This window comes from Pseudomonas sp. YJ42, assembly GCF_047225135.1.
GTDB lineage: Bacteria > Pseudomonadota > Gammaproteobacteria > Pseudomonadales > Pseudomonadaceae > Stutzerimonas > Stutzerimonas stutzeri_E.
The window spans coordinates 2,335,743-2,359,196 of record NZ_CP178378.1; the positions used below are offsets into that span (position 1 = coordinate 2,335,743).

Annotated in this window: 23 protein-coding genes; 4 read left to right on the top strand and 19 right to left on the bottom strand. The window is 61.7% G+C overall.

Annotated features, from left to right (window positions below):
• A complete protein-coding gene (locus ACL0K2_RS10610) occupies nucleotides 1-1,476 on the bottom strand; it encodes an AAA family ATPase (protein WP_045160563.1) in 1,476 nt (491 codons plus the stop codon).
• 81 nt (nucleotides 1,477-1,557) lie between these two features.
• Between ACL0K2_RS10610 and ACL0K2_RS10615 the strand changes: the two genes are divergently transcribed.
• Nucleotides 1,558-1,899, top strand: coding sequence for a histidine triad nucleotide-binding protein (locus ACL0K2_RS10615; RefSeq protein WP_413044359.1), 342 nt, complete (start codon nucleotides 1,558-1,560; stop codon nucleotides 1,897-1,899).
• Nucleotides 1,900-1,961: 62 nt separating this feature from the next.
• Nucleotides 1,962-2,609 carry a 2-polyprenyl-3-methyl-6-methoxy-1,4-benzoquinone monooxygenase gene (gene coq7 / locus ACL0K2_RS10620; RefSeq protein ID WP_239610260.1) on the top strand — a complete coding sequence of 216 codons (648 nt, stop codon included), beginning with the start codon at nucleotides 1,962-1,964 and terminating at the stop codon, nucleotides 2,607-2,609.
• Nucleotides 2,610-2,653: 44 nt separating this feature from the next.
• On the opposite strand, the gene speD is transcribed toward coq7, so the two are convergent.
• Together speD and ACL0K2_RS10630 are read right to left on the bottom strand one after the other, a co-directional pair.
• Nucleotides 2,654-3,454, bottom strand: coding sequence for an adenosylmethionine decarboxylase (speD, locus tag ACL0K2_RS10625; protein ID WP_413044360.1), 801 nt, complete (start codon nucleotides 3,452-3,454; stop codon nucleotides 2,654-2,656).
• A gap of 267 nt (nucleotides 3,455-3,721) precedes the next feature.
• A complete protein-coding gene (locus tag ACL0K2_RS10630) occupies nucleotides 3,722-4,144 on the bottom strand; it encodes an OsmC family protein (protein WP_413044361.1) in 423 nt (140 codons plus the stop codon).
• 217 nt (nucleotides 4,145-4,361) lie between these two features.
• Between ACL0K2_RS10630 and crp the strand changes: the two genes are divergently transcribed.
• Nucleotides 4,362-5,006 (top strand): cAMP-activated global transcriptional regulator CRP, encoded by a 645-nt coding sequence (gene crp / locus ACL0K2_RS10635; RefSeq protein WP_045160560.1) that lies wholly within the window; start codon nucleotides 4,362-4,364, stop codon nucleotides 5,004-5,006.
• A gap of 55 nt (nucleotides 5,007-5,061) precedes the next feature.
• On the opposite strand, the gene trpC is transcribed toward crp, so the two are convergent.
• The 13 genes from trpC to ACL0K2_RS10700 form a co-directional block, all read right to left on the bottom strand.
• On the bottom strand, nucleotides 5,062-5,895 hold the full coding sequence (trpC, locus tag ACL0K2_RS10640; protein ID WP_045160559.1) for an indole-3-glycerol phosphate synthase TrpC: 834 nt from the start codon (nucleotides 5,893-5,895) through the stop codon (nucleotides 5,062-5,064).
• Complete coding sequence (gene trpD, locus ACL0K2_RS10645; RefSeq protein ID WP_045160558.1) at nucleotides 5,892-6,938, bottom strand: anthranilate phosphoribosyltransferase; 1,047 nt, start codon at nucleotides 6,936-6,938, stop codon at nucleotides 5,892-5,894. The genes trpC and trpD overlap by 4 nt, the downstream gene beginning before the upstream one ends.
• Nucleotides 6,938-7,531: an aminodeoxychorismate/anthranilate synthase component II gene (locus tag ACL0K2_RS10650; RefSeq protein ID WP_045160557.1), complete on the bottom strand. Its 594-nt coding sequence runs from the start codon at nucleotides 7,529-7,531 to the stop codon at nucleotides 6,938-6,940. The genes trpD and ACL0K2_RS10650 overlap by 1 nt, the downstream gene beginning before the upstream one ends.
• A gap of 2 nt (nucleotides 7,532-7,533) precedes the next feature.
• Nucleotides 7,534-9,018 (bottom strand): anthranilate synthase component I, encoded by a 1,485-nt coding sequence (gene trpE / locus ACL0K2_RS10655; protein ID WP_413044362.1) that lies wholly within the window; start codon nucleotides 9,016-9,018, stop codon nucleotides 7,534-7,536.
• A gap of 179 nt (nucleotides 9,019-9,197) precedes the next feature.
• Nucleotides 9,198-9,899, bottom strand: coding sequence for a phosphoglycolate phosphatase (locus ACL0K2_RS10660; protein ID WP_413044363.1), 702 nt, complete (start codon nucleotides 9,897-9,899; stop codon nucleotides 9,198-9,200).
• Entirely contained in the window at nucleotides 9,896-10,570 is a 675-nt protein-coding gene (gene rpe / locus ACL0K2_RS10665) for a ribulose-phosphate 3-epimerase (protein ID WP_045160554.1), read from the bottom strand. The genes ACL0K2_RS10660 and rpe overlap by 4 nt, the downstream gene beginning before the upstream one ends.
• A gap of 100 nt (nucleotides 10,571-10,670) precedes the next feature.
• A complete protein-coding gene (gene gabT, locus ACL0K2_RS10670) occupies nucleotides 10,671-11,951 on the bottom strand; it encodes a 4-aminobutyrate--2-oxoglutarate transaminase (protein WP_045160553.1) in 1,281 nt (426 codons plus the stop codon).
• 183 nt (nucleotides 11,952-12,134) lie between these two features.
• Nucleotides 12,135-12,962: an ABC transporter permease gene (locus ACL0K2_RS10675; RefSeq protein WP_045160551.1), complete on the bottom strand. Its 828-nt coding sequence runs from the start codon at nucleotides 12,960-12,962 to the stop codon at nucleotides 12,135-12,137.
• Nucleotides 12,963-13,025: 63 nt separating this feature from the next.
• Nucleotides 13,026-14,279: an ABC transporter permease gene (locus ACL0K2_RS10680; protein WP_413044364.1), complete on the bottom strand. Its 1,254-nt coding sequence runs from the start codon at nucleotides 14,277-14,279 to the stop codon at nucleotides 13,026-13,028.
• A gap of 75 nt (nucleotides 14,280-14,354) precedes the next feature.
• Nucleotides 14,355-15,386, bottom strand: a complete 1,032-nt coding sequence (locus ACL0K2_RS10685; RefSeq protein WP_045160549.1) for an ABC transporter substrate-binding protein — start codon at nucleotides 15,384-15,386, stop codon at nucleotides 14,355-14,357.
• 51 nt (nucleotides 15,387-15,437) lie between these two features.
• Complete coding sequence (locus tag ACL0K2_RS10690; protein ID WP_413044365.1) at nucleotides 15,438-16,547, bottom strand: ABC transporter ATP-binding protein; 1,110 nt, start codon at nucleotides 16,545-16,547, stop codon at nucleotides 15,438-15,440.
• A gap of 211 nt (nucleotides 16,548-16,758) precedes the next feature.
• Nucleotides 16,759-17,388, bottom strand: coding sequence for a response regulator transcription factor (locus ACL0K2_RS10695; RefSeq protein WP_045160545.1), 630 nt, complete (start codon nucleotides 17,386-17,388; stop codon nucleotides 16,759-16,761).
• A 4-nt stretch (nucleotides 17,389-17,392) separates the two neighbouring features.
• Complete coding sequence (locus ACL0K2_RS10700; RefSeq protein ID WP_413044366.1) at nucleotides 17,393-19,813, bottom strand: PAS domain S-box protein; 2,421 nt, start codon at nucleotides 19,811-19,813, stop codon at nucleotides 17,393-17,395.
• A 104-nt stretch (nucleotides 19,814-19,917) separates the two neighbouring features.
• On the opposite strand from ACL0K2_RS10700, the gene ACL0K2_RS10705 reads away from it, so the two are divergent.
• Complete coding sequence (locus tag ACL0K2_RS10705; RefSeq protein ID WP_413044367.1) at nucleotides 19,918-20,931, top strand: alpha/beta hydrolase family protein; 1,014 nt, start codon at nucleotides 19,918-19,920, stop codon at nucleotides 20,929-20,931.
• Between the two features lie 30 nt (nucleotides 20,932-20,961).
• On the opposite strand, the gene ACL0K2_RS10710 is transcribed toward ACL0K2_RS10705, so the two are convergent.
• From ACL0K2_RS10710 to ACL0K2_RS10720, 3 genes are read right to left on the bottom strand one after another with little or no spacing between them, the layout of a single operon-like run.
• The gene (locus ACL0K2_RS10710; RefSeq protein WP_413044368.1) at nucleotides 20,962-21,732 is read right to left on the bottom strand and encodes a DnaJ domain-containing protein; all 771 of its coding nucleotides are present in this window, start codon (nucleotides 21,730-21,732) and stop codon (nucleotides 20,962-20,964) included.
• Nucleotides 21,733-22,404, bottom strand: a complete 672-nt coding sequence (gene murU, locus ACL0K2_RS10715; RefSeq protein ID WP_413044369.1) for an N-acetylmuramate alpha-1-phosphate uridylyltransferase MurU — start codon at nucleotides 22,402-22,404, stop codon at nucleotides 21,733-21,735.
• A complete protein-coding gene (locus tag ACL0K2_RS10720) occupies nucleotides 22,401-23,423 on the bottom strand; it encodes an aminoglycoside phosphotransferase family protein (protein WP_413044461.1) in 1,023 nt (340 codons plus the stop codon). The genes murU and ACL0K2_RS10720 overlap by 4 nt, the downstream gene beginning before the upstream one ends.
• Between the last annotated feature and the right edge of the window lie 31 nt (nucleotides 23,424-23,454).

Below are 23,454 nucleotides of genomic sequence, written 5' to 3' on the forward strand. Positions count from 1 at the left end.
TCAGGCCAGCACCGCGCGCCCAGAAGCCCAGCCTCGCAAAGCGTCGAGCTTTTCCGCCATCACAACCGAGAGCGGCGAGGTCGCTCTGATGCATTCCAGCAGCATCGCCTGGTCCGGCTCACGTAATTGAGCTTGTCCGGCATAAACAGCCGCCACTACTACCTGCTCGATCTCTGCGCCTGAGAAGCCATCACATGCGCCAGCCAGTGCTGACAGATCGAAGCTATCGGCGCTCAGCTCACGCCGAGCCAGGTGAATGCGGAAAATTTCGGCGCGGGTCGATTCATCGGGCAAGTCAACGAAAAATAATTCATCGAAGCGGCCCTTGCGCACCAATTCCGGCGGCAGACGATCGACCGCGTTGGCGGTTGCCACCATGAACACTGGCGCATCACGCTCGGCCATCCAGGTGAGCAAGGTACCCAATACGCGCTGACTGACACCGCCATCCATTTCGCCCGTGGCGAGGCCCTTTTCCAGCTCATCCATCCACAGCACGCACGGCGCCATCTGCTCGGCCAGCTTCAGGGCCTCGCGCAGGTTGCGCTCGGTCTCTCCGAAGAATTTGTTGTATAGGCAGGCAAAATCCAGGCGCAGCAACGGCAAGCCCCACAGCCCGGCCACCGCCTTGGCCGCCATGCTCTTGCCGCCTCCCTGCACGCCAACCAGCATTACGCCGCGCGGCATGTCCGTGCGGCTGCCGGCAAGAAAGGCGCCCTGACGCTCGCCCAGCCACCGCTTGAAATTTTGCAAACCACCGACATCGGCGAACCGCGCCGTTTCGTACTCGAAACCAAGCACGCCCTCCATATCCAGCAGCTCGAATTTCTTGCGGTTGAGCTCCGGCAAATCGTCCTGAGTGATCGCCCCGTCGTCGCAAATCAGGCTATGCGCCAAGCTGCGGGCCTCGGCATGGCTAAGGCCGCGCAAATTCTTCACCACCTGTTGCAGCGTGCGATTGTCGGTACGCACCCGGGCACCGCGATTGCGCTCACTCCAGCGGGTCGCCTCATCGCGCACGATGCCCAGCAACTCTTCCTCAGACGGCAGCGTCAGACTGAACCGTGCCGCATATCGCTGGACCTCCGCCGGCAGCTTGAGTGCATGGGAGACCAGCACCAGCGTCGGTGCCGACGGCCCTTGCGTCATCGCGATCTCCTTCAACAGCCGCACCAGACGCGGCTCATCGAGAAACGGATGCAGGTCGCAGAAAACGTAGAGATTGCCAAGCGGATCATGCTTGACCTGCTTCAGCGCGACCTCGGCTGCGCAGCTCTCACCCGCGTCCAACGCCTCGCCGCCAAACGACAAATGCCTGAGCCCTTCCGTCGCGGACCAGACGTACATCACCAGGCCACGACTGACGGCCAACCCAGTCAAGGTTTCCAGTACCCGCCGTTCGTCCCAGGACTCGATTACTACCAACCTGAACCTTGATTCAAGCACCAACACCAGATCACGAATATCGTTCTTCATTCCCTATCCCCCTGTGCAGGCTGACCGGGCTCAAATTGGCCTGTTACACTGATTGATCGTTCCACTTGCTGGAGAAACGCCATGGATTGTCTGTTCTGCAAGATCGTGGCCGGGGACATCCCCGCACAGAAGATATATGAAGACGATCAAGTCATCGCATTCAACGACATCACACCCCAGGCACCGGTGCATTTTCTAGTCATCCCGAAGAAGCACATCGCGACCCTCCACGACCTGAGCGAAGAAGACGACAAGGCGCTCGCTGGCCACATCCTCTTCACCGCCCAGCGCCTCGCTGAACAGCAAGGCTGCCAGGAAGGCTTCCGGGTCGTCATGAACTGCAACGACCTGGGTGGCCAGACGGTCTACCACATACATATGCATGTGCTCGGCCAGCGTCAGATGCATTGGCCACCGGGCTGATCGACAACCCACTCGAGACGTACAGCGCAGCCCCATGGCTGCTCCGAAACACTGGAGGCGACATGCCCAACCGACGCGAATACTCTCCCGCCGACCGCCTGCTGATGCAGGCCGATGCCGCGTTAAGAACCCTGCTGCCGTTCAGCGGCCAGCCTCACCGGCCGACGCCCGCAGTATTGAAGAACGAGACCGATCTGAGCGACAGCGAAGCGCGTCACGTAGCGGGCCTTATGCGCATCAATCATACCGGCGAGGTCTGCGCACAGGCGCTGTATCAGGGGCAGGCACTGACGGCACGCTTGCCGAAGGTTCGCGAGGCGATGGAGCAAGCCGCCGACGAAGAGATCGATCATCTGGCCTGGTGCGAACAGCGCATCCACCAACTAGGTAGCCATACCAGCGTGCTCAATCCGGTCTTCTACGGGTTGTCGTTCGGCATCGGCGCTGCCGCCGGGCTGATCAGTGACCGCATCAGTCTGGGCTTCGTTGCCGCGACCGAAGATCAGGTCTGCAAGCATCTCGATGAACATCTGCAGCAGATTCCACCTGGCGACGAGAAGTCGCGGGCCATTCTCGAGCAAATGCGCACCGACGAGGCCCAGCACTCGACCGCTGCCCTCGATGCCGGTGGCTTGCGGTTTCCGGCACCGATCAAATTTGGCATGAGTCTAATGGCCAAGGTGATGACGAAAACCACCTACCGGATCTAACCAGCGGGAACGAAAAGGGCGCCGTATGGGCGCCCTTCTATTTCTTACGGTTTACCCGGCATATTGCGCGCGTAGAAGATCTCCAGCATCTCGTGGCGCAGACGGTCTTCCACTTGCTCACGCTGCTCCACAGAGAGATTACTGGTGGCGTCACCGAACAGATAATTCTCCAGCTCGAATTCCTTCAGCAGCATCTTGGTGTGGAAGAGGTTCTCCTGATAAACGTTTACATCGGTCATCTGATAGGCCGACCGCGTGTCATCGGACAGATAGTTCTGAATCGAATTGATTTCATGATCGATGAAGTGCTTCTTGCCTTCCACATCACGGGTGAAACCGCGAACGCGATAATCGACGGTGACGATATCCGAATCGAATTGATGAATCAGATAATTGAGCGCCTTTAGCGGCGAGATAACGCCACAAGTCGATACATCGATATCCACGCGGAAGGTTGCAATGCCTTCGACGGGATGAATCTCGGGGTAGGTGTGAACCGTGATATGGCTCTTGTCCAAGTGCGCCAGAATCGTATCGGGCAGAGGACCGGGCGATTCTTCAATCTGGCTATCGGTCGGCGTAACAGGCTGTTCCGAGATGAGAATGGTGACGCTCGCGCCCTGCGGTTCGTAATCCTGCCGAGCAATATTGAGAATATTCGCACCAATGATATCCACAACATCGGTCAGAATCTGCGTCAGCCGCTCCGCGTCATACTGTTCGTCGATGTACTCTACGTACGCCTGCTGATCTTCCTGGGTTTCGGCATAGCAGATGTCGTAGATATTGAAGCTCAAGGACTTCGTCAGGTTGTTGAACCCGTGGAGCTTGAGTTTGCTTTTCACCATTGGAGACTCTCTTTGATGCGGCTCACCGCGTGATTGAGCATGCCCGTCAGATACGCTGTACCTGCGTAGGACCGTATACACCTCTTCGCATTTGCGACCGTGGCTGTGCTGTTCTAATGAAACGGCCCCGTTAAAAACGGGGCGCGCATTATGCAGATTGATGACGCCAGGTTCCAGTGCTACGAGCGTCGATCACCGGCTTTGGTGCCTACATTTAGCCTCGACGCACCGAGCCTGAGCGCTAGCGGCTTTTACCCGAGCTAATCAGCCCAGCTCGACAATCTCATAGTCATGGGTAATTTCCACGCCTGCTCGCCCAAGCATGATCGAGGCGGAGCAGTACTTCTCGGCCGAAAGCTCCACAGCCCGCTTGACCTGAGCGTCCTTCAAGGCGCGGCCCTTGACGACAAAGTGCAGATGAATCTTGGTGAATACCTTGGGATCCTCGCTGGCCCGCTCCGCCTCAAGAAAGGCTTCGCAGCTTTCCACCGCCTGACGGGACTTCTTGAGGATGCTTACCACATCGAAGTTGCTGCAACCACCGAGCCCCAGCAAGAGCATTTCCATTGGACGAACACCGAGATTGCGCCCGCCGTTTTCCGGCGGACCGTCCATCACCACGACATGACCACTGCCCGACTCGCCAAGAAACATCGCTTCGCCGGCCCACTGAATGCGCGCTTTCATCGATAGACTCCGGTTAAAAAGGAGCGCAGCTTAGCATGACCATCGAATGCGACTGGAGGGCGCAATCCGACGAAATGAATGCTTTGAAGTTGATATTCGTGTCGCAGTTTTGTTGTCGACACGGACCGGTCTGTTAAGCTCCCTCAGCCTGATTACAGAACTCAGTCATACATAATAAGAACTGCCTTCTATTGGACACATCTTCCGGGACTACAGCATGGTCGCTATTACACTCACGCCCAAGATTAAGAACATCGACAAACTACTCGCGCATTGCCATCGTCGACGCTATACAGCCAAGAGCACGATCATCTATGCAGGCGATCGCTGCGAAACGCTCTTCTTTATCGTCAAAGGCTCGGTCACCATCCTGATCGAGGATGATGACGGCCGAGAAATGATCATTGCCTATCTCAACTCCGGAGACTTCTTCGGAGAGATGGGGCTATTCGAAAAGGAAGGTTCAGAGAAAGAGCGCAGTGCCTGGGTCCGCGCCAAGACCGAGTGCGAAGTCGCCGAACTGAGCTACGCCAAGTTCCGTGAACTGACACAGCAGGATCCCGACATCCTTTATGCGCTCGGCAGTCAAATGGCCGAACGTTTGCGCAATACCACGCGCAAGGTCGGCGACCTGGCATTTCTCGATGTGACCGGCCGGGTAGCCCGCACTCTGCTCGACCTCTGTAAGCAGCCGGACGCGATGACCCATCCGGACGGCATGCAGATCAAGATCACCCGTCAGGAAATAGGCCGTATCGTCGGGTGTTCGAGGGAAATGGTCGGCCGTGTACTCAAAAGCCTGGAATCTCAAGGCCTGGTACATGTGAAGGGCAAAACCATGGTGGTGTTCGGAACTCGCTGATATCGAGTCTGCACCATTGAAAAAGCCGGCAATTTGCCGGCTTTTTCAATTTCGATCAGTCCGGATCGCCAGCCAGCCGCGGACGGGCGCGCTCAGGGAAAAACAAGCGCTGCAGCTCGACGCCGGGTTGCTCGGCACGCATGAAGGCCTCACCCACCAGAAACGCGTAGACCTGGTTGATCTCCATCAACTCCACATCGGCACGATGAAGGATCCCGCTCTCGGTCACTACCAAGCGATCCCGGGGAATGCGTGGCAGCAGATCCAGCGTCGTTTCCAAGCTGAGTTCGAAGGTGTGCAGGTTACGGTTGTTGATTCCGAGCAAGGGCGTCTCCAGGCGCAAGGCCCGCTCCAGCTCTGCGCCGTCATGCACCTCTACCAGCACATCGAGCCCCTGGGCCTTCGCCACGTCGGCCAGCTCGGCCATCTGCGCGTCTTCCAGCGCAGCGACGATCAGCAGAATGCAGTCGGCGCCCAGCGCCCTGGCCTCGATCACCTGATAGGGATCGACCATGAAATCCTTACGAATCACTGGCAGCTTGCAGGCGGCGCGGGCCTGCTGCAGGTATTCATCGGCGCCCTGGAAGAAATCGATGTCGGTCAGTACCGACAGACAGGTCGCGCCGCCCGCCTCGTAGCTCCTGGCGATGTCGGCGGGCACGAAGTCTTCGCGCAGCACACCCTTGCTGGGCGAAGCTTTCTTCACCTCGGCGATGACCGCGGGCTGCTTGTTGCGTACCTGCTCCTGCAAGCTGCGGGCGAAACCACGAACCGGATCCGCCGCAGCCGCTCGCTGTTCCAGCTCGGCCAGACCGATGCGGCCACGGCGCTCGCTGACTTCCTCGCGTTTGCGCGTGATGATCTTTTCCAGAACCGTCGGCACGCTCATTGCGCCTTCTCCTGCTTGAACACCACGGTAAAGGACACCAGCTCCTCGAACTTGTCCCGTGCAAGGCCGGTGTGCAACGCGTCATGGGCGATCTCGACGCCCTGCTTCAGGCTGCTGGCCACATCGGCGGCGTAAAGCGCAGCGCCGGCGTTCAGTACGATCATATCCGCCGCCTTCTGACCATTCTCGGTCTTGCGACGGCCCAGCGCGTCTCGAATCAGCTCCAACGAGCCCTGGGCGTTGTCGACGTTGAGGCCGATCAGGCTCTGGCTCTTGATGCCAAAGTCCTCCGGCTGGATGCGGTACTCACTGATTTCGCCCTTGTTCAGCTCGGCCACGTAGGTCGGCGCAGCCAGGCTGATTTCGTCCAGCCCGTCCTGGGCATGCACCACCAGCACATGCTGGCTGCCCAGACGCGAGAGCACTTCGGCCATCGGACGGCAAAGCTCCTTGCTGAACACGCCCAGCACCTGATGTTTGACGCCCGCCGGGTTGGACATCGGGCCGAGGATGTTAAACAAGGTACGCAGCCCCAGCTCGCGCCGGGGCCCAGCGGCGTGTTTCATCGCGCCGTGATGCGCCGGGGCAAACATAAAGCCCACGCCCACGGCATCGACGCTGCGTGCCACCTGCTCAGGCGTCAGGTCCAGATTAACCCCCGCCGCCTCCAGCAGATCGGCGCTGCCGCTCTTGCCTGAGACTGCGCGATTACCGTGCTTGGCGACCTTGCCGCCGGCGGCCGCGACGACAAAGGCCGCGGCAGTGGAGACGTTGAAGATATTCATGCCGTCGCCGCCGGTGCCACAGGTGTCCACCAGGCGATGGGTATCGAAATGCACCGGCTCGGCGAGCTCCCGCATCACCTGTACCGCACCGACGATCTCGTCGATGGTCTCGCTCTTCATACGCATGCCCATGAGGAACGCGCCGATCTGCGCATCGGTGCACTGGCCGGTCATGATCTGACGCATCACCGCTTTCATTTCATCGGTGCTCAGATCCAGCTGACCAACGATGCGGTTGAGGGCTTCCTTGATGTCCATCAGCGCACGCCTCCGGTTTGCTTCAGAAAATTGGCGAACAGCTCGTGTCCCTGCTCGGTCAGGATGGATTCGGGGTGAAACTGCACCCCCTCGACATTCAGCGTCTTGTGCCGCAGTCCCATGATTTCGTCGACGCTGCCGTCGGCGTGCTGCGTCCAGGCCGTTAATTCCAGACAGGCCGGCAGCGTTTCTCGCTTGACCACTAGCGAGTGGTAGCGCGTCACCGTGAGCGGGTTGTTCAGGCCGGCGAATACGCCAAGGTCGTGATGAAAGACCGGGCTGGTCTTGCCATGCATGACCAGCCGCGCGCGAACCACATCGCCACCAAAGGCCTGGCCGATGCTTTGATGGCCAAGGCATACGCCGAGGATCGGCAGCTTGCCGGCGAAATGACGGATCAATTCCAACGAGACGCCCGCCTCGTTCGGCGTGCAGGGGCCGGGCGAGACGACGATACGTTCAGGGTTCAGGGCTTCGATTTCGGCAACGCTCAACTCGTCGTTGCGCACCACTTTGACATCTGCGCCCAGCTCGCCGAGATACTGCACGACGTTGTAGGTGAAGGAATCGTAGTTATCGAGCATCAGCAGCATGATCAGTTCTCCTGCTGGTCGTGTTCGGCCAGCGCCACCGCACGGAACATGGCGCGGCGTTTATTGAGCGTTTCTTCCCACTCCAGCGCGGGCTGGGAGTCGGCCACGATACCGGCGCCGGCCTGCACATGGAGTTCACCGTCCTTGATGACCGCCGTGCGGATGGCGATGGCAGTGTCCATGTTGCCGTTCCAAGCCAGATAGCCGACTGCGCCGCCGTATACGCCGCGCTTGACCGGCTCCAGCTCGTCGATGATTTCCATGGCACGGATCTTCGGCGCGCCGGACAAGGTGCCCGCCGGCAGGATCGCACGCAGCGCATCCATGGCGGTCAATGGCGCCTTGAGCTGGCCGGTGACGTTAGACACGATGTGCATGACGTTCGAATAGCGCTCGATTACCATCTTCTCGGTCAGTCGCACCGAGCCAGTCTCGGCCACCCGACCGACATCGTTGCGCCCCAGATCGATCAGCATCAGGTGCTCGGCCAGCTCCTTGGCGTCGCTGAGCAGATCCTGCTCCAGCGCAAGATCAGCCTCTTCGTTAGCCCCGCGCGGGCGGGTGCCGGCGATCGGCCGGACGGTGACCAGCCCTTCCTCGACACGCACCAGCACTTCGGGTGACGAGCCCACCACGTGGAAATCGCCAAAGTTGAAAAAGTACATGTAAGGCGTCGGGTTGAAGCAGCGCAGTGCGCGGTAGAGGTCGATCGGCGCTGCCTTGAAGGGGATCGACATGCGCTGGGAGATCACTACCTGCATGCAATCGCCCGCGAGTATGTAGTCCTTGATGCGGTTGACCGCCTGCTCATAATCTTCGCGGCTGAAACTGGAGCGGAAGGTCGGCTCGGCGCCGCCGCCCTTTTCAAAATCTAATCCCAGGCGCGGCCTGATCGACTGACGCAGCTTCTCGCGAAGCGCTTGCAGTTTCGCCTGCCCCGTCTCGTAGGCGTCGGGCTGCTCCGGATCGACCAGCACGATGCAGTGCAGCTTGCCGGCCAGATTGTCGAACACAACCACAGCATCGGAGACCATCAGCAGGATATCTGGCGTGCCCAGCGGATCGGGATTGGGGCAGTTCGCCAGCTTGCGCTCGACATAGCGGACGCTGTCGTATCCGAAATAGCCCACCAAACCACCGTTGAACCGCGGCAGCCCTTCGACCGGCGCGACGCGGTAGCGCTGCTGGAACGCCTCGACGAAGGCCAGCGGATCCTCGACCTCGCAGGCCTCGGTCTCGGCGCCATCGGTGGTGACGCTGATGCGGTGGTCATGCACACGCAGCACGGTGCGGCACGGCAGGCCGATGATCGAATAACGGCCCCACTTCTCACCGCCTTGCACGGACTCGAGCAGGTAGGAGTTGGACGCGTCGGCGAGCTTGAGATACAGCGTGAGCGGCGTGTCGAAGTCGGCGAGGGTTTCGAACGACAGGGGAATGCGATTGTGGCCTTCGGCGGCCAAGCGCAGGAATTCTTCGCGGGTCATATCAGCCTCGTGGTCGGAGGGAGCTACTTGGGTCGATTGCAAACGTACCGGCCGAGCCGGCAGGAAATATCAGGCGCGCCAGCGCCAACGGGCCAGGGCCTTGATGACATTCATCCATTGTTTGCGGGTGACCACCACGATCTGATCTCGTCTGCGGGGTGTGCGGAACAGAAGCCACACTAGCGCAGCCCCGAGACCGAAGCAACCAGCTCGCGCAGGTCATCGAGCACCAGTGTCGGCTCCTCGTTAGTGATGGGCTCGCCGTGGTTGTAGCCATAAGTCAGCGCGACACAGGGAACCGCCGCCGCTTTCGCCGCGCGCACATCGTTGCGCGAGTCACCGACGAACAGCGACGCACCGGGCTCGACGCCGGCCTGGCTCATGACCCACAGCAACGCTGCCGGATCAGGCTTTTGTTGGGGCAAGGTATCGCCACCGACCAGCCACTGGAAGTAACCGGCTAGCCCTTTCTCCTGGAGCAACGGCTCGATGAACTGCGCCGGCTTATTGGTGATGATCGCCAGCTTCACATCGCGCTCGCACAGCCAATCCAGACATTCATGGACACCCGGATAGACAGCGGTCAGTTCGTGGCCGCCAGAATAGGCCTGCATGAACAGCGCCAGCGCCTCGTCGGCTAACTCATCGGCCACGCCGTCATGCTGCAATTGACCGGCCAGTGCACGGCGTACCAGCACCTTCGAACCGTTGCCGACCCAGTCACGTACCCGTGCGACGCCGGCAGGTTCGCGGCCCAGCAGCATCAGCATCTTGTCCACCGCGGCAGCCAGGTCCGGCACCGAATCCATCAGGGTGCCGTCCAGGTCGAACATCACCAGCCGTGGCAGCTTACCGTCGAAAAGCTGTTCCAGACGGGTCATGGCCGCGCCAGCGCCAGTTCGGCGCGCATATGGTCGATCACGGCCTTGTAATCCGGCTGATTGAAAATGGCCGAGCCGGCAACGAAGGTGTCGGCACCTGCGGCGGCGATCTCGCGGATGTTCTTCGGATTAACACCGCCGTCGATCTCCAGGCGGATCTCGCGGCCGCTGGCATCGATCAGTGCACGTGCTTCGCGCAACTTGTCCAGCGTGTTGGGGATGAACTTCTGCCCGCCGAAACCTGGGTTGACGCTCATCAGCAGGACCATATCAATTTTGTCCATCACGTACTTGAGCACATCGAGCGGTGTGGCCGGGTTGAACACCAGCCCGGCCTTGGCGCCGCCGTCCTTGATCAGCTGCAGTGATCGATCGATGTGATCCGAAGCCTCCGGGTGAAAGGTGATGTAGCTGGCACCGGCCTCGAGAAAATCGCCGATCATGCGATCCACCGGGCGGACCATCAAGTGCACATCGATGGGCGCGGTGACGCCGTGCTTGCGCAGCGCCGAGCAGACCATCGGGCCGATGGTCAGGTTGGGGACGTAGTGATTGTCCATCACATCGAAATGAACGATGTCTGCGCCAGCGGCGAGCACGTTGTCCACTTCCTCACCCAGGCGGGCGAAGTTGGCGGAGAGGATGGAGGGAGCGATGGCGAACGGCTGCATGACGACCTCGGTAGCACGGCGGAATGCCGCGCATTGTACCCGAGGGCCGGAGTGGCGGCGCGCCTGACATCCGTTGTGGATGCCGACGCGCCGCAGCGGGTCAGGTCAGCTCATCGAAGCACTCGGCGATGATCGCCAGGCCGCGCTCGAGCAGCTCGTCCTCGGCGGTCAAAGGCACCAGCACGCGCAGCACGTTGTAGTAAGTACCGCAGGACAGCAGGATCAGGCCCTTGTCCCGGGCCTTGGCGACGATCTGCGAGGTCAGCGCCGCCGCAGGACGCGCATGGTCGCCGTCTTCGAACAACTCGATGGCGATCATCGCGCCGAGCCCGCGCACCTCGCCGACTTCCTTGTGCCGCGCCTGAATGTCTTTGAGGCCAGTGGTGAGCTTCTCCGCCACCGCCTTGCAGCGGTCGAGCAGCTTCTCCTCCTCGAAAATCTCCATGACGGCCAGCGCCGCCGCACAGGACAGCGGGTTGCCGGCGTAGGTGCCGCCCAAGCCGCCCGGGGCGATGGCATCCATGATCTCGGCCTTGCCGCAGACGCCCGCAATCGGGAAGCCACCGCCGACCGACTTGGCGAAGGTCGTGAGGTCAGCCACCACGCCCATTTGCTCCATGGCGAAGAAGGTGCCGGTGCGCCCGGCACCGGTCTGCACTTCATCAGCGATCAGCAAAATGCCGTGCTGGTCGCAAAGCGCACGCAGGCGGACCATGAACTCCTTCGGCGCGACATTGAAGCCGCCCTCGCCCTGCACTGGCTCGATGATGATTGCGGCGATGTCGCGTGGCTCGGCGTCGTTCTTGAAGATGCGCTCGATGCTGGCGATTGACTCGTCAACGCTGACACCGTGAATCGCGCATGGATACTGCGCGCGAAAGATGCCGCCCGGCATCAGACCCATGCCGGCGGAGTACGGCGCGACCTTGCCGGTCAGCCCGAGGGTCATCATGGTGCGGCCATGGTAGGCGCCGGTGAATGCGATCACCCCGGCGCGACCGGTGGCGGCGCGGGCGATCTTCACCGCGTTTTCCACCGCCTCGGAGCCGGTGGTGACCAATAGGGTCTTCTTGGCGAAATCACCGGGCACCCGGGCGTTGATCTTCTCGCACAGTTCAACATAGGGCTCGTAGGCCAGTACCTGGAAGCAGGTATGGGTTAGCTTGTGCAGCTGCTCTTCCACTGCCTTGATGATCTTGGGGTGCAGGTGGCCAGTATTCAGCACGGCGATGCCACCGGCGAAATCGATGAACTCGCGACCCTCCACGTCGACCACGCTGCTGTTTTTCGCGTGATCGGCAAAAATCGGATGGATCTGGCCGACGCCACGGGGAACGGCGGCGACACGGCGTTGCATCAGGGATTCGTTGGTCTTGCTCATAAGCTCCTCGGTAGCCACTCATCGTCGGCACGGGTCGGAATGAACGTCAGGAACCAAGCGCCGCAGCATACGATGATCGACTGCCGCACCCTCCAGGCGTTCGGATTACAGTAAATGGCTGTTCGTTATTTTGCACGCTCAATTTGAATCGCTGCCCAATGCCTGCGTTATCGTGAGGGCTGTTCAGGCAGGTTGATGGGTGCGCATCTTCTCGGAGCGACCGCGCAACCATTCCAGGGTCAACAACAGGGCGATGGAGAAACCGATCAGCAAGGTTGCAGCAGCAGCGATGGTCGGACTCAGGTTCTCGCGGATACCGCTGAACATCTGCCGCGGCAATGTGATCTGCTCGGGGCCGGCAAGGAACAGCGTCACCACCACCTCGTCGAAAGACGTGGCGAAGGCGAACAGCGCACCACTGATCACGCCCGGTGCGATCAACGGCAAGGTCACCCGGAAGAAGGTGGTCAGCGGTGAGGCACCCAAGCTGGCGGCGGCGCGCACCAGGTTGTAGTTGAAGCCCTGCAGCGTGGCCGAGACGGTGATGATTACGAAGGGCACGCCCAGCACCGCGTGCACCAGGATCAGCGAAAGGTAGCTGTTGCCCATGCCCAGCGGCGCGAAGAACAGGTAGCTGGCCACGCCGACGATGACCACCGGCACGACCATCGGCGAGATCAGCAGGGTCATCACCAGCGCCTTACCGCGGAATTCGCCGCGGGTCAGCCCGATCGCAGCCAGGGTTCCGAAGACCATTGCCAGCACCGTTGCCGCGGGCGCGATGAGCAACGAGTTCTTCAGCGAACGCATCCAATCGGCAGACGTAAACAACGCCTCGTACCAGCGCAGCGAAACGCCCTGCAGCGGATATACCAGGAACGAGCCGGAGTTGAACGACAAGGGCACGATCACCAGCACCGGCACGATCAGAAACAGCAACACCAGCGCGCAAAGGATGCGCAAGGTGTAGAACCAGACGCGCTCGATGGGCGACATGTAGGGGCTCAGCATGTAAAGGTCTCCTGCCCGGATAAACGAAGGGATGGCCGTGTTTGCCGTAGCTGCGCCGCCATCTCAACCCAACCGCAGCCGACTGGCACCGACCAGCCAGCTGTAGACGATGTAGAGCAGCATGGTGGCGAGCAGCAGCAGACCACCCAACGCCGTGGCCATGCCCCAGTTGATGGTGGTGTTGGTGTAGAAGGCGACGAAGTAGCTGACCATCTGATCGTTCGGGCTGCCGAGCAGCGCCGGCGTGATGTAGTAGCCAATGGAAATGATGAACACCAGCAGGCAACCGGCACCCACGCCGGCAAGCGTCTGCGGAAAATACACCCGCCAGAAGCTGGCGAAGGGGTGGCAGCCCAGTGAGATCGCTGCACGCATGTAGCTCGGCGAGATGTTCTTCATCACGCTGTAGATCGGCAGGATCATGAACGGCAGCAGGATGTGCACCATGGCGATGTAGACACCGGCGCGGTTGAACACCAGCTGCAGCGGCTCGTCGATCAGCCCCATCTTCAGCAGCGCGCCATTGATCAGGCCGCTCGACTGCAGCAGCACGATCCACGCCGCGACGCGCACCAGAATCGACGTCCAGAACGGCAGCAGCACCATGATCATCAGCAGATTGCTCTTGCGCGCCGGCAAGTTGGCCAGCAGATAGGCCAACGGGTAAGCCAGCACCAGGCAAATGGCCGTGATCACCAGGCCCATCCAGAAGGTACGGGCGAAGATATCCAGGTATACCGCTTGGTCAGGCGAGACCGGCGCCAGCTCGCCCATATCGTCAATTCGATGGTCGAGCGCGGCCAGCAGGTAATACGGCGTGACGGCGCTATTGTTACGGCGGATGACCTGCCAGTAGGCTGGATCGCCCCAGCGTTCATCGAGCGCCTCAAGCGCGGCCTTGTAAGAGGACGGTTGTTCCTTGAAGGGCAGCGCCCGCGCGCTCTTGGTCAATAGACTGCGGTAACCGGCCTGTTCCATATTGAGGCGCTTGGACAGATCGCCCAGGGACTGATTGCGACGAGCCTCGATTAAATCCTCGCTCAGCGCGCGGTACACCGGCTCGTCGGGCAAACCGCGGCCATCCCAGGCGGCGATCGCCTCCACCGTTCGCGGCAGGTTGCCAACCACTTCGGGGTTGTCGACGCTGCGCCAGAGCAGCGAGGCGATCGGCAGCACGAAGGTCAGCAGTAAAAACACCAGCAGCGGCAGAATCAGCGCCTTGGACTTAAGACGATTCATGCGTTCGGCGCGTGCCAATCGCCGCTTCAGCGTTGGCTCGGCGAGCGCGGGGACAGGCAGGGTGATGGCAGTCGCCATGGCGTACTCCGCGAGGTGAGAGGGTTCCAGCGCCGCAAGCCCGGCGAATCCACTCGCCGGTCGTGCGGCTGACGCTTAGCGTGCGGCCCAGGCGTTGAAGCGCTGTTCCAGTTGCTCGCCGTAGTCGGCCCAGAAGGTCACATTCATGGCCACCTGGTTGGCGATGTTTTCCGGCGTGGTCGGCATGTTTTTCAGCAGTTTCTGGTCAAGCAGTTCGACGGCCTTCTTGTTCGCCGGACCATAGGCGATGTTTTCCGAGTAAGTCTTCTGCTGTTCCGGTTGCACGGTGAAGGCGACGAACTCGAGCGCCTCCGTCTGATTCTTCGCGCCTTTCGGAATGGCCCAGGAGTCGAAGTCGTAGATGCCGCCGTCCCAGACGATCTGCAGGTTGCTCTCATCCTGTACCGCGGCGATGCGACCGTTGTAGGCACTGCTCATGACCACGTCACCGGAGGCCAGGAATTGCGGCGGCTGAGCACCGGCTTCCCACCACTGGATGCTGGACTTGATCTGATCGAGCTTCTTGAACGCGCGATCCTGGCCTTCTTTGGTGGCCAGCACTTCGTACACCTCTTTCGGGGCGACACCGTCGGCCATCAGCGCGAACTCCAGCGTGTACTTGGCGCCCTTGCGTAGGCCGCGCTTGCCCGGGAATTTCTCGGTGTCCCAGAAATCCGCCCAGCCGGTCGGTGCGCTGGCGAGCTTGTCGGCGTTATAGGCCAGCACCGTCGACCAGACGAAGAATCCGACCCCGCAAGGTTGCACGGCACCCTCGACGAAGTCGGCCGGGTTACCCACCACGGAGGGATCGATTTCCTCGAACAGCCCCTCGTCGCAACCGCGCGACAGTTCCGGCGATTCGACTTCCACCAGGTGCCAGGACACGCTGTTGGTATCGACCATGGCTTTCACCTTGGCCATCTCGCCGTTGTATTCACCAGCGATGATCTTATGACCAGTCTTGGCTTCGAACGGCTGGTTGAAGGCTTTGATCTGCGCCTGCTTGTTCGCCCCACCGAAGGTGACCGCCGTGAGGCTTTCCGCCGTGGCCTGCGCCGCGCAAACCAGGCCGAGGCTCAGGGCGGTCAGTTTCAGAGATTTCAGCATTGTTATTCGCTCCATGATGCGGTTGAAAACAGCTTTCTTGCTTGCCCCTGCTCAAGCCGCTTGCAGCGGGTCCAGTGCACGGACGTGCTCCACCTGCCAGCCGATCGGCACGACATCGCCAACCGTCAGGGCGGGATCGAATTCGGCGATCGGCTGCTTGACGAAGAAGTCACTGATGCCGCACACCTCAAGGCGGATACGGATGTGATCGCCGAGATAAACGAACTCGGCGACGCGCCCGGTGAAGCGGTTCGGGCAGCTGGCGCTGGCGCTGTTCAAGCGAACCCGCTCAGGGCGAATTGACAGGTTGACCGGTGCGCCGGGATCGCCGACCTTGACCGCCAGCGCCTCGACCCTTTCCCCACGGCCGAGTTCAACGGTGCAGTTGTCGCCGTTGCGGCTGATCAGTCGCGCTGGCAGCCGGTTGTTCTCGCCGAGGAAATTGGCGACGAAGGTGTTGGCAGGTCTCTCATACAATGCGCGCGGTTCATCGATCTGCTGGATCTCGCCCTGATGGAACACCGCCACCCGGTCGGACATGGTCAGCGCCTCGCCCTGGTCGTGAGTGACATACACCACGGTGACGCCCAGGCTCTGGTGTAGATGCTTGATTTCCATCTGCATCTGCTCGCGCAATTGCTTGTCCAGCGCACCCAGCGGCTCGTCCATCAAGACCAACTGAGGCTCGAACACCAGTGCCCGGGCCAGCGCCACGCGCTGCTGCTGGCCACCGGATAGCTGTGCCGGGTAGCGATTACGGAAGCCTTCGAGCTGAACCATCGCCAGAGCGCGCTTGACCCGCTCCTTGACGTCGAGCTTGGCCATGCCGCGCACGCTCAGCGGGAAGGCGAGGTTTTCAGACACCGTCATGTGCGGGAACAAGGCGTAGTTCTGGAACACCATGCCCATGTCACGCTTGTGCGGCGGCAGCTTGTTGATCGAGCGCCCGCCGAGCAGGATTTCGCCAGCGGTCGGCGTCTCGAAACCGGCGAGCATCATCAGGCTGGTGGTCTTGCCGGAGCCAGATGGGCCGAGCAGCGTGAGGAATTCGCCCTTGCGGATGTCCAGGTTGAGGTCTTTGACGATCAGCGCTTCGCCGTCATAGCTTTTCTGGATGCCACGAAAGCTGACCAGTACATTGTTCGCTTGAGAATCGAGCATGCCGCACCTGTGTTCCGTTGTTCCGTGGCCACAGGTTAGGAGCCTGGAATAACGTCGCACATCGGCGCAGCGGAGTGATTGGACTCAGCGTAACGGAGAGGCTGTTGTAGGGATCGCCCTACAAAGTGCCAACTCGCAGCAAGACGTTGGAACTGGGCAAACGTCTTAAAAAGGGCTGTTGCAGAGCTGTCAGCAAGCTGCAACGCCCCCTTCAGACCAGCTTGTGTTCCATGGCATAGCGCACCAGATCGGCCACCGAATGAGCGACCAGTTTCTGCATCAGCCGGGCCTTGTGGGTGCTGATGGTCTTGCTACTGAGTGCCAGCTTGGTGGCGATGTCATTGACCGAATCGCCATGCACCAGGCGTTCGAACACCGAATATTCACGTTCGGACAGCAGCGCATGGGGTGGTCGGGAGTCGGTCAGACCGACCTCGAAGACCATCCGGTCGGCCAGTTCGGGATCGATATAGCGCCCGCCGGCGGCAACCTTGCGCACGGCGGTGAGCAGCAGCGCCGGGTCGCTGTCCTTGGTGGCGTAGCCGGCCGCGCCGATCTTCAGCGCCCGCGCCGCCATCTGCGCCTCGTCATGCATCGACAACACCAGAATCGCCGGCGGCTCGCTCAACGCACGGATCCGCGGGATGGCTTCGAGTCCGTTGACGCCGGGCATGGAGATGTCCAGCAGGACGACATCGCAGGATGTTTGCCGCAGCAGGTCGAGCAACTGTTGGCCATTTCCGGCCTCGCCGATCACCTGCATGTCTTTGGCCAGCCCAATCAGTTGCTTGATGCCCTCGCGAACGATGGTGTGATCTTCAGCGACGATTACCCGAATCATGGCGTTAGCTCTCCAATGTGCTGATCAGCGTCGCGGGTTCAGCCGGGGCATCCAGCGGAACCGAGACATGAATCGAAGTTCCCTCGCCCGGCTGGCTTTCCAGCAGCAGCGTGCCGCCGAGCATCTGCGCCCGTTCCTGCATGCCGACCAGACCGAACGAGGGCCCATGCCGGCCCGGCTGGACGGCGAATCCTTGGCCATCATCGCTGATGCTCAGGCACAGCACATCCCCCTGCCGCTCGAGGCGGAGGCTCACCGTTTGCGCATTGGCGTGACGCATGACGTTGGTTAGTGCCTCCTGAAGGATGCGGAACAGGCCGATGGCCTTTGCATTGCTCAGTTGCGGTGGACATTCCGGCACTTCTACCAGGCAGGCGATGCCGGTGCGCTCCTCGAAGCGCCGTGCCTGCCAATCGATGGCCGAGGCGATACCGGCATCGAGGATCGGCGGGCGTAAGGCGGTCGCGACGTCACGTACCTGCTGGAACAGCTGGGCGATCAGTCGTTTCATACCCTGCAGTCGCGCCGCCAGGCCGGGGTCGAGTTGGGCGAAGCTGATCTCGCACATGGAGATTTCCAGCTTCAGTACTGTGAGCATCTGCCCCAGCTCGTCATGCACTTCGCGGGCAATGTGGGCCTTCTCTTCCTCGCGCACGGTTTCAACGTGCGCCGCCAGTTTGCGCAATTGCGCACGCGAGGCATCCAGTTCCAGTTCTATTCGCTTGTTGTCGGTGATGTCCCAGACGATGCCGTCCCAGACCTGCCGTCCCTGCAGCTGGCCGCGCATCGATGCCCGAATATCGGCCCAGCGGATCTCTCCGGAGCGCGTAAAGATGCGCCCCTGCCAGCGCCAGTCGCTCATGCTGTCCAGCGCCTGTTGCTGGCTGCTCCAGTAACCTGGCTCGTCTTCGGGATGGACCAGGCTGCGGATGCCGCGGCCTGGCTGGAGCAACAGTTCTGCTGAGTAACCCACCAGCCGCTGACTGGCCTCGCTGATGTAGGCAATGCTGACCGGTGCACCGGCGTGTTGCCGCTCCAGACGGAAAACCAGGCCGGGCACGTTGCCCGCCATCGCCTTGAGCCGCGCCTCGCTCTCCTGCAGCGCGGCACTGGCGCGGCGGCGTTCGGTGATGTCGGCGAGAAACACCACCAAGTACTCCTTGCTGCCCAGGCGCAGAAAGCTCAGGGTCACGGCGGCAGGAAACCGGCTTCCGTCGACACGCTGCCACTCGCATTCGTGCACCCGGTGGTCGTCGACGCCGCTACGGGCGTCGCGCCAGAGCTGCAGCCAGTCGTCCATTCCCAGACCCGGTTCCAGTGCCTGCAAGGGCTGATCGAGCAACCGCTCCGAGGCGTATCCTAGGAGTTCTTCGGCGGCTTGGTTGGCGTAGCGCACACGGCTGTCCCAGTTCAGCCAGAGGATGCCCACCGTGCTGTGATCGAGACAGAATTGCGTCAGGCGTTGCGCCTCTTCGGCCGTCTCGCGCAACTCGATGTCTCGCCGTGCCGACTTCAGCCGGGTTTCGAGCAACCCCTGTTGACGCCGTTGCCAGGCCAGCATGACCACCGTTGCCACCAGCAAGAGGGCCAACAGCAAGCTGAGACTGCGCCAGTAGCTGATGCGTCGCGACTGATCGATGCTGCGTGATTTCAACCACTGTTCCTGCAACCGACCGAACTCCTGCGCGGGAAAGTTGCGTAACGCCTGGTCGATGATGGCGCTCATGATCGGACTGTCGCGACGCGAGCCGATGCGCAGGAGCTGTGGATTGCCGAGATCGCCCACCACGTCCAGCGAGGCGTACTCGGCTTTTTGCGAAAGCCGGCCGAACAACGGCTCGTCTACGATGGCGAAACGCACCCGCGCCTCGAGCAGCTGACGCAGCGCTTCCATCTGGCTGTCCACCTCCAGCACCGGTTGGCTCGGGTAGTTGCTGCTCATGTAGTCGGCGACCGCTCCGGGCCCTTCCAGCGCGATCAGATCACTGTTGTCCAGCCGCTCGAGATCTATCGCACGCGGGCCGTTGACGTCGCCGATGATCAGCCGTGGCACACGGAGAAAGGGATCGCTGTAACGCCAGACATGCAGACCATCGCGGGTCTGCCGCAGGCCGGGCGCGAGGTCGATCTCACCGGCGTGCATGGCCTGATCCAGCGCGGCTTCGTTGGTGTAGCGATGCCACTGCAACGCCACACCGAGGTTGGCGGCGAGCTTTTCCATGAACTGCACATTGAATCCGGACAGTCGCCGCTGACGTTGGTCATACTCGGCATAGGGCGCGGCCATTACCACGCCCACGCGCCATAGCCGATGCTCGTCCAGCCAGGCCAGCTGCGCGTCGCTCAGCGGAACGCTCGCGGCCGACACCGGTAGCTGAACCAGTGCCAATAACAGGCAGCAATAACGCAGCAGAGATGACAACATAAACCTCACATAATCGGCGGGTATGCCGAAAACGTTTTGTAGTGCATCTGCACCGCCCGCGCCAGCACCGTTACGTCCTGCCGGCCAGACACCAAGGAAATCCAATGCCTCGTTTTCGCGATTCACTGCGGTGGGTTGTCCTCCTGTCCGCGACCTTGACGGCTCTGACGACCTCCGCAGCGGATGAGCCGGCCACGACGGAACCCACTCCCGCGCCGATTCCAGCCGAGCGACCTAAGCTGCCGCCACGCAGCGACACGATGGCAGCGGACCTGCTGCGCCAGCTGCCCAACAGCGAATTCGTCAACCTAAAGGCCGGCAGCAAGGACTTCATCGCGCTCTGGCGACCGGCCAATGTCGGCGAACCCAAGGGGATCATCATCCTCTTGCCCGGAGAGGGAGAGACGGCTGACTGGCCGCGCGGCATCGGCCCGCTGCGTCGCGGTCTGCCCGATTACGGTTGGCACACTCTGAGTCTCAGCCTGCCGGACTCACCCAACCTGATCCCACTGGCAGGCGCGAAAGAGCCGACAAAACCACCAGCCGAGCCCGCCGAAGCGGAACCACCTCAGCCCACGGACGAACAAACACCCAGTGAGGCCGGGTACCTTCCAGAAGAAACGGCAGCGCTGCCGGATGAGTCTCTGACGGATGACGCAGCGGCGGGTGAGCCCACCGAGCCGCCACCAGCGGAGGCTACCCAGACCGAGCAGATCGCTGAACGTATCGAGGCGGCTCTCGCCTTTGCGCGCAGCAAGCAACCGGCGACCATCGTGTTCCTCGGCCATGGCACCGGTAGCTATTGGGCGGCGCGCTATCTCCAGCAGCTGGCGCCGGCCGATGTCCGGCGTCTACTGGTCATCCAGCCGCGCCAACCCGAAGGACAGGATGAGCCGCTTGCGCGCCTGGTCCCGGCGCTCAAGCTGGCAACGGGGGACTTCTATTACAAGGACGATATCGGTCAGCGTTCGGCGGCACGCGAACGGCTCAACGCAAGCCGTCGAAACAAGCACCCTGCTTATCTGCAAGTCGGATTGCAGCGGTTGACTGGCGATTCAAAAATCGAGCAGGAGCAGCTTCTGCGCCGGATTCGCGGCTGGCTGGCCAAGCAGACGTAGCGGCCCGATGCCCAGCACATCAGTGCGGCCTCAGCGAAAGCCGCGCCGCTCGCGGATCAAGGTATAGGCATTGTGCAACTCACGGGTTCGCTCGGTCGCTTCACGGACCTGCAGCGCCGTCGCGCCGGCACCGGCTTGCTTGTCCGGATGATGCTTGCTGAGCAATCGACGGTAGGCACGCTTGATCGCCTGAGGCTCGCTGTCTGCGCGCACGCCAAGCAGTCGCAGAGCTTGTTCATAGGCGCCACCGAGGTTGCTCGGCGCCCCCTGGCGCCGCCCACCGCTTGGATCCAGCGCCGCAATGGCTGCTGAATCCCAGCCCATCCATCGCCCCCAGAGCATCACCAGTTCGTGTTCACGCGCGTCGATCTGCCCCTGCGCCCGGGCCATCCGCCAGCAGGCCTGAAGCACCCCCTTTGCCTCGTCGTGGCGTCCCTTGAGGCGCTGCAGTGGATCGCGCAATCCCTGCCCACTGGACTTGCCCCGGTAGAACGCATCGATGGCGAGACGCTGCGCCGCCGGGTTCAGACGTCGCCGCTGCATTTCTTGGCGCGCGGCCTGGATATGTGCCTCGCTGATTCGCCCACTACTCTTGGCCAGGCGGCCGAGCAGGAAAAACAGCAATTCGTCGCCCTGCATCAGGGTTCTGTCGCCGCTCATCCTCTCGCGCAGCCTGGCCCAGGAATTCAGCCCGAGCCGGCGATCGAGCACTTGCCCGAGCAGTGCGCCAAGCAGCGCTCCCGGAATACTTGCGATCAGCCAGCCGATCAGCGCACCCAATAGCGTAATGGGCCAGAACATTCAGCGCTGCGCCTCCAGAATTGCCTCGACTTCGGCCAGGCGTTCGTGGGTGCCGACATCGACCCAGCGCCCGTTGTAATGCTCACCACTGACCTGGCCGGCCGCCATCGCCTGACGCAGCAGCGGCGCGAGCTTGAATGCTCCGGCGCTGCAGTCTTCGAACAGCCGCGGGTGCAGCACGGCGATGCCGCTGTAGGTGAAGGTTGCAGCCGGCGCATCGGCTTCGATGACCCGGTCGCCGACCAACACGAAATCACCGGCCGGATGATGCGGCGGATTGCTCACCAGCACCAGATGCGCAAGCCCCACCAGTGGCTGCGCCAGGCCCGCAAAATCGTAGTCGGTCCAGATATCGCCATTGACCACCACAAACGGCTGATCGCCCAACAACGGCAGCGCGCGATGGACCCCGCCTCCGGTTTCGAGCGGCTCACCCTCAGCCGAATATTGAATGCGCACGCCGAACCGATCCCCCGCTCCCAGGTATGCCTCTATCTGCTCGCCCAGCCAGGCATGATTGATCACCAATTCGGTGATGCCCGCCCTGGCCAGCGCACGCACGTGGTACTCGATCAGCGGCACTCCACCCGCCCGCACCAGCGGCTTGGGTGTATGCAGGGTCAGCGGCCGCAGACGCTCGCCTTTTCCCGCCGCAAGAATCATTGCCTTCATGGTTGTACCTTCGCGTGCGGCAGGCCCTGCAGCAGCGCGCTCAGTTCAGCCAGTTCCGGGCGGCGCGCGGTCACCGTCTCGATGTAGGCGAAGAAACGTGGCACGTCGGCCAGATAGCGCGGTTTGCCGTCGCGGTGGCAGATCCGCGCGAAGATGCCGATGACCTTCAGGTGCCGCTGCAGTCCCATCAGGTCACTGGCACGCTGGAATTCATCGAACCGGGGCTGGACCGGAACGCCCGCAGCGCGCGCGGCGTCCCAGTAACCCTGCAGCCAACCCTGTACCCGCTCCTCCGGCCAGCTGAGGAAGGCATCCTTGAACAACGAGGTGATGTCGTAAGTCACCGGGCCGATGACCGCATCCTGGAAATCCAATACACCAGGGTTCGGCTTGCTGATCATCAGGTTGCGTGGCATGTAGTCGCGATGCACCAGCACCTTTGGCTGCGCCAATGCCGAGTCGATCAGCAGTCGGCAGGTCCGTTCCCAGACCTCCAGTTCGGCGGCGCTGAAACGATGGTCCAGGTGGCGCTGCACATACCACTCCGGAAACAGCTGTAGCTCACGGCGCAGCAGGGCTTCGTCATAGCCCGGCAGCGATGCCGCCAGCGGCTGGGTCTGAAAGGCGAGCAAGGCGTGGATGGCGTCGGCGAACAAGTCGTCGGCGTTGGTTTCGTCGATGACATCGAGATAGGTTTGCCGCCCCAGGTCGCTCAGCAGCAGGAATCCTCGTTGCAGATCCTGGGCGAGAATCGCCGGCACGTTCACGCCCGCCCCGGCCAGCAGCTCCGCCATCGCAACGAACGGCTGGCAGTTTTCCTGTGGCGGCGGCGCGTCCATCAAGATGAAGCTGCGCCCCTGCGCCTCCCAGCGAAAATAGCGACGAAAACTGGCGTCGCTGCTGGCCGGAACCAGTGCCACCCCGGGCACGCTACCCCAACCTTTGCGCTCGAAAAGCTCGCGCAGCTGGGGTTCTAGCCAGGCGCTCAGGTCCTGCAGACGTTGATCGTGTTGCGGCATATCAGTGCTCTCCACGGCGCTAGCCGATAGG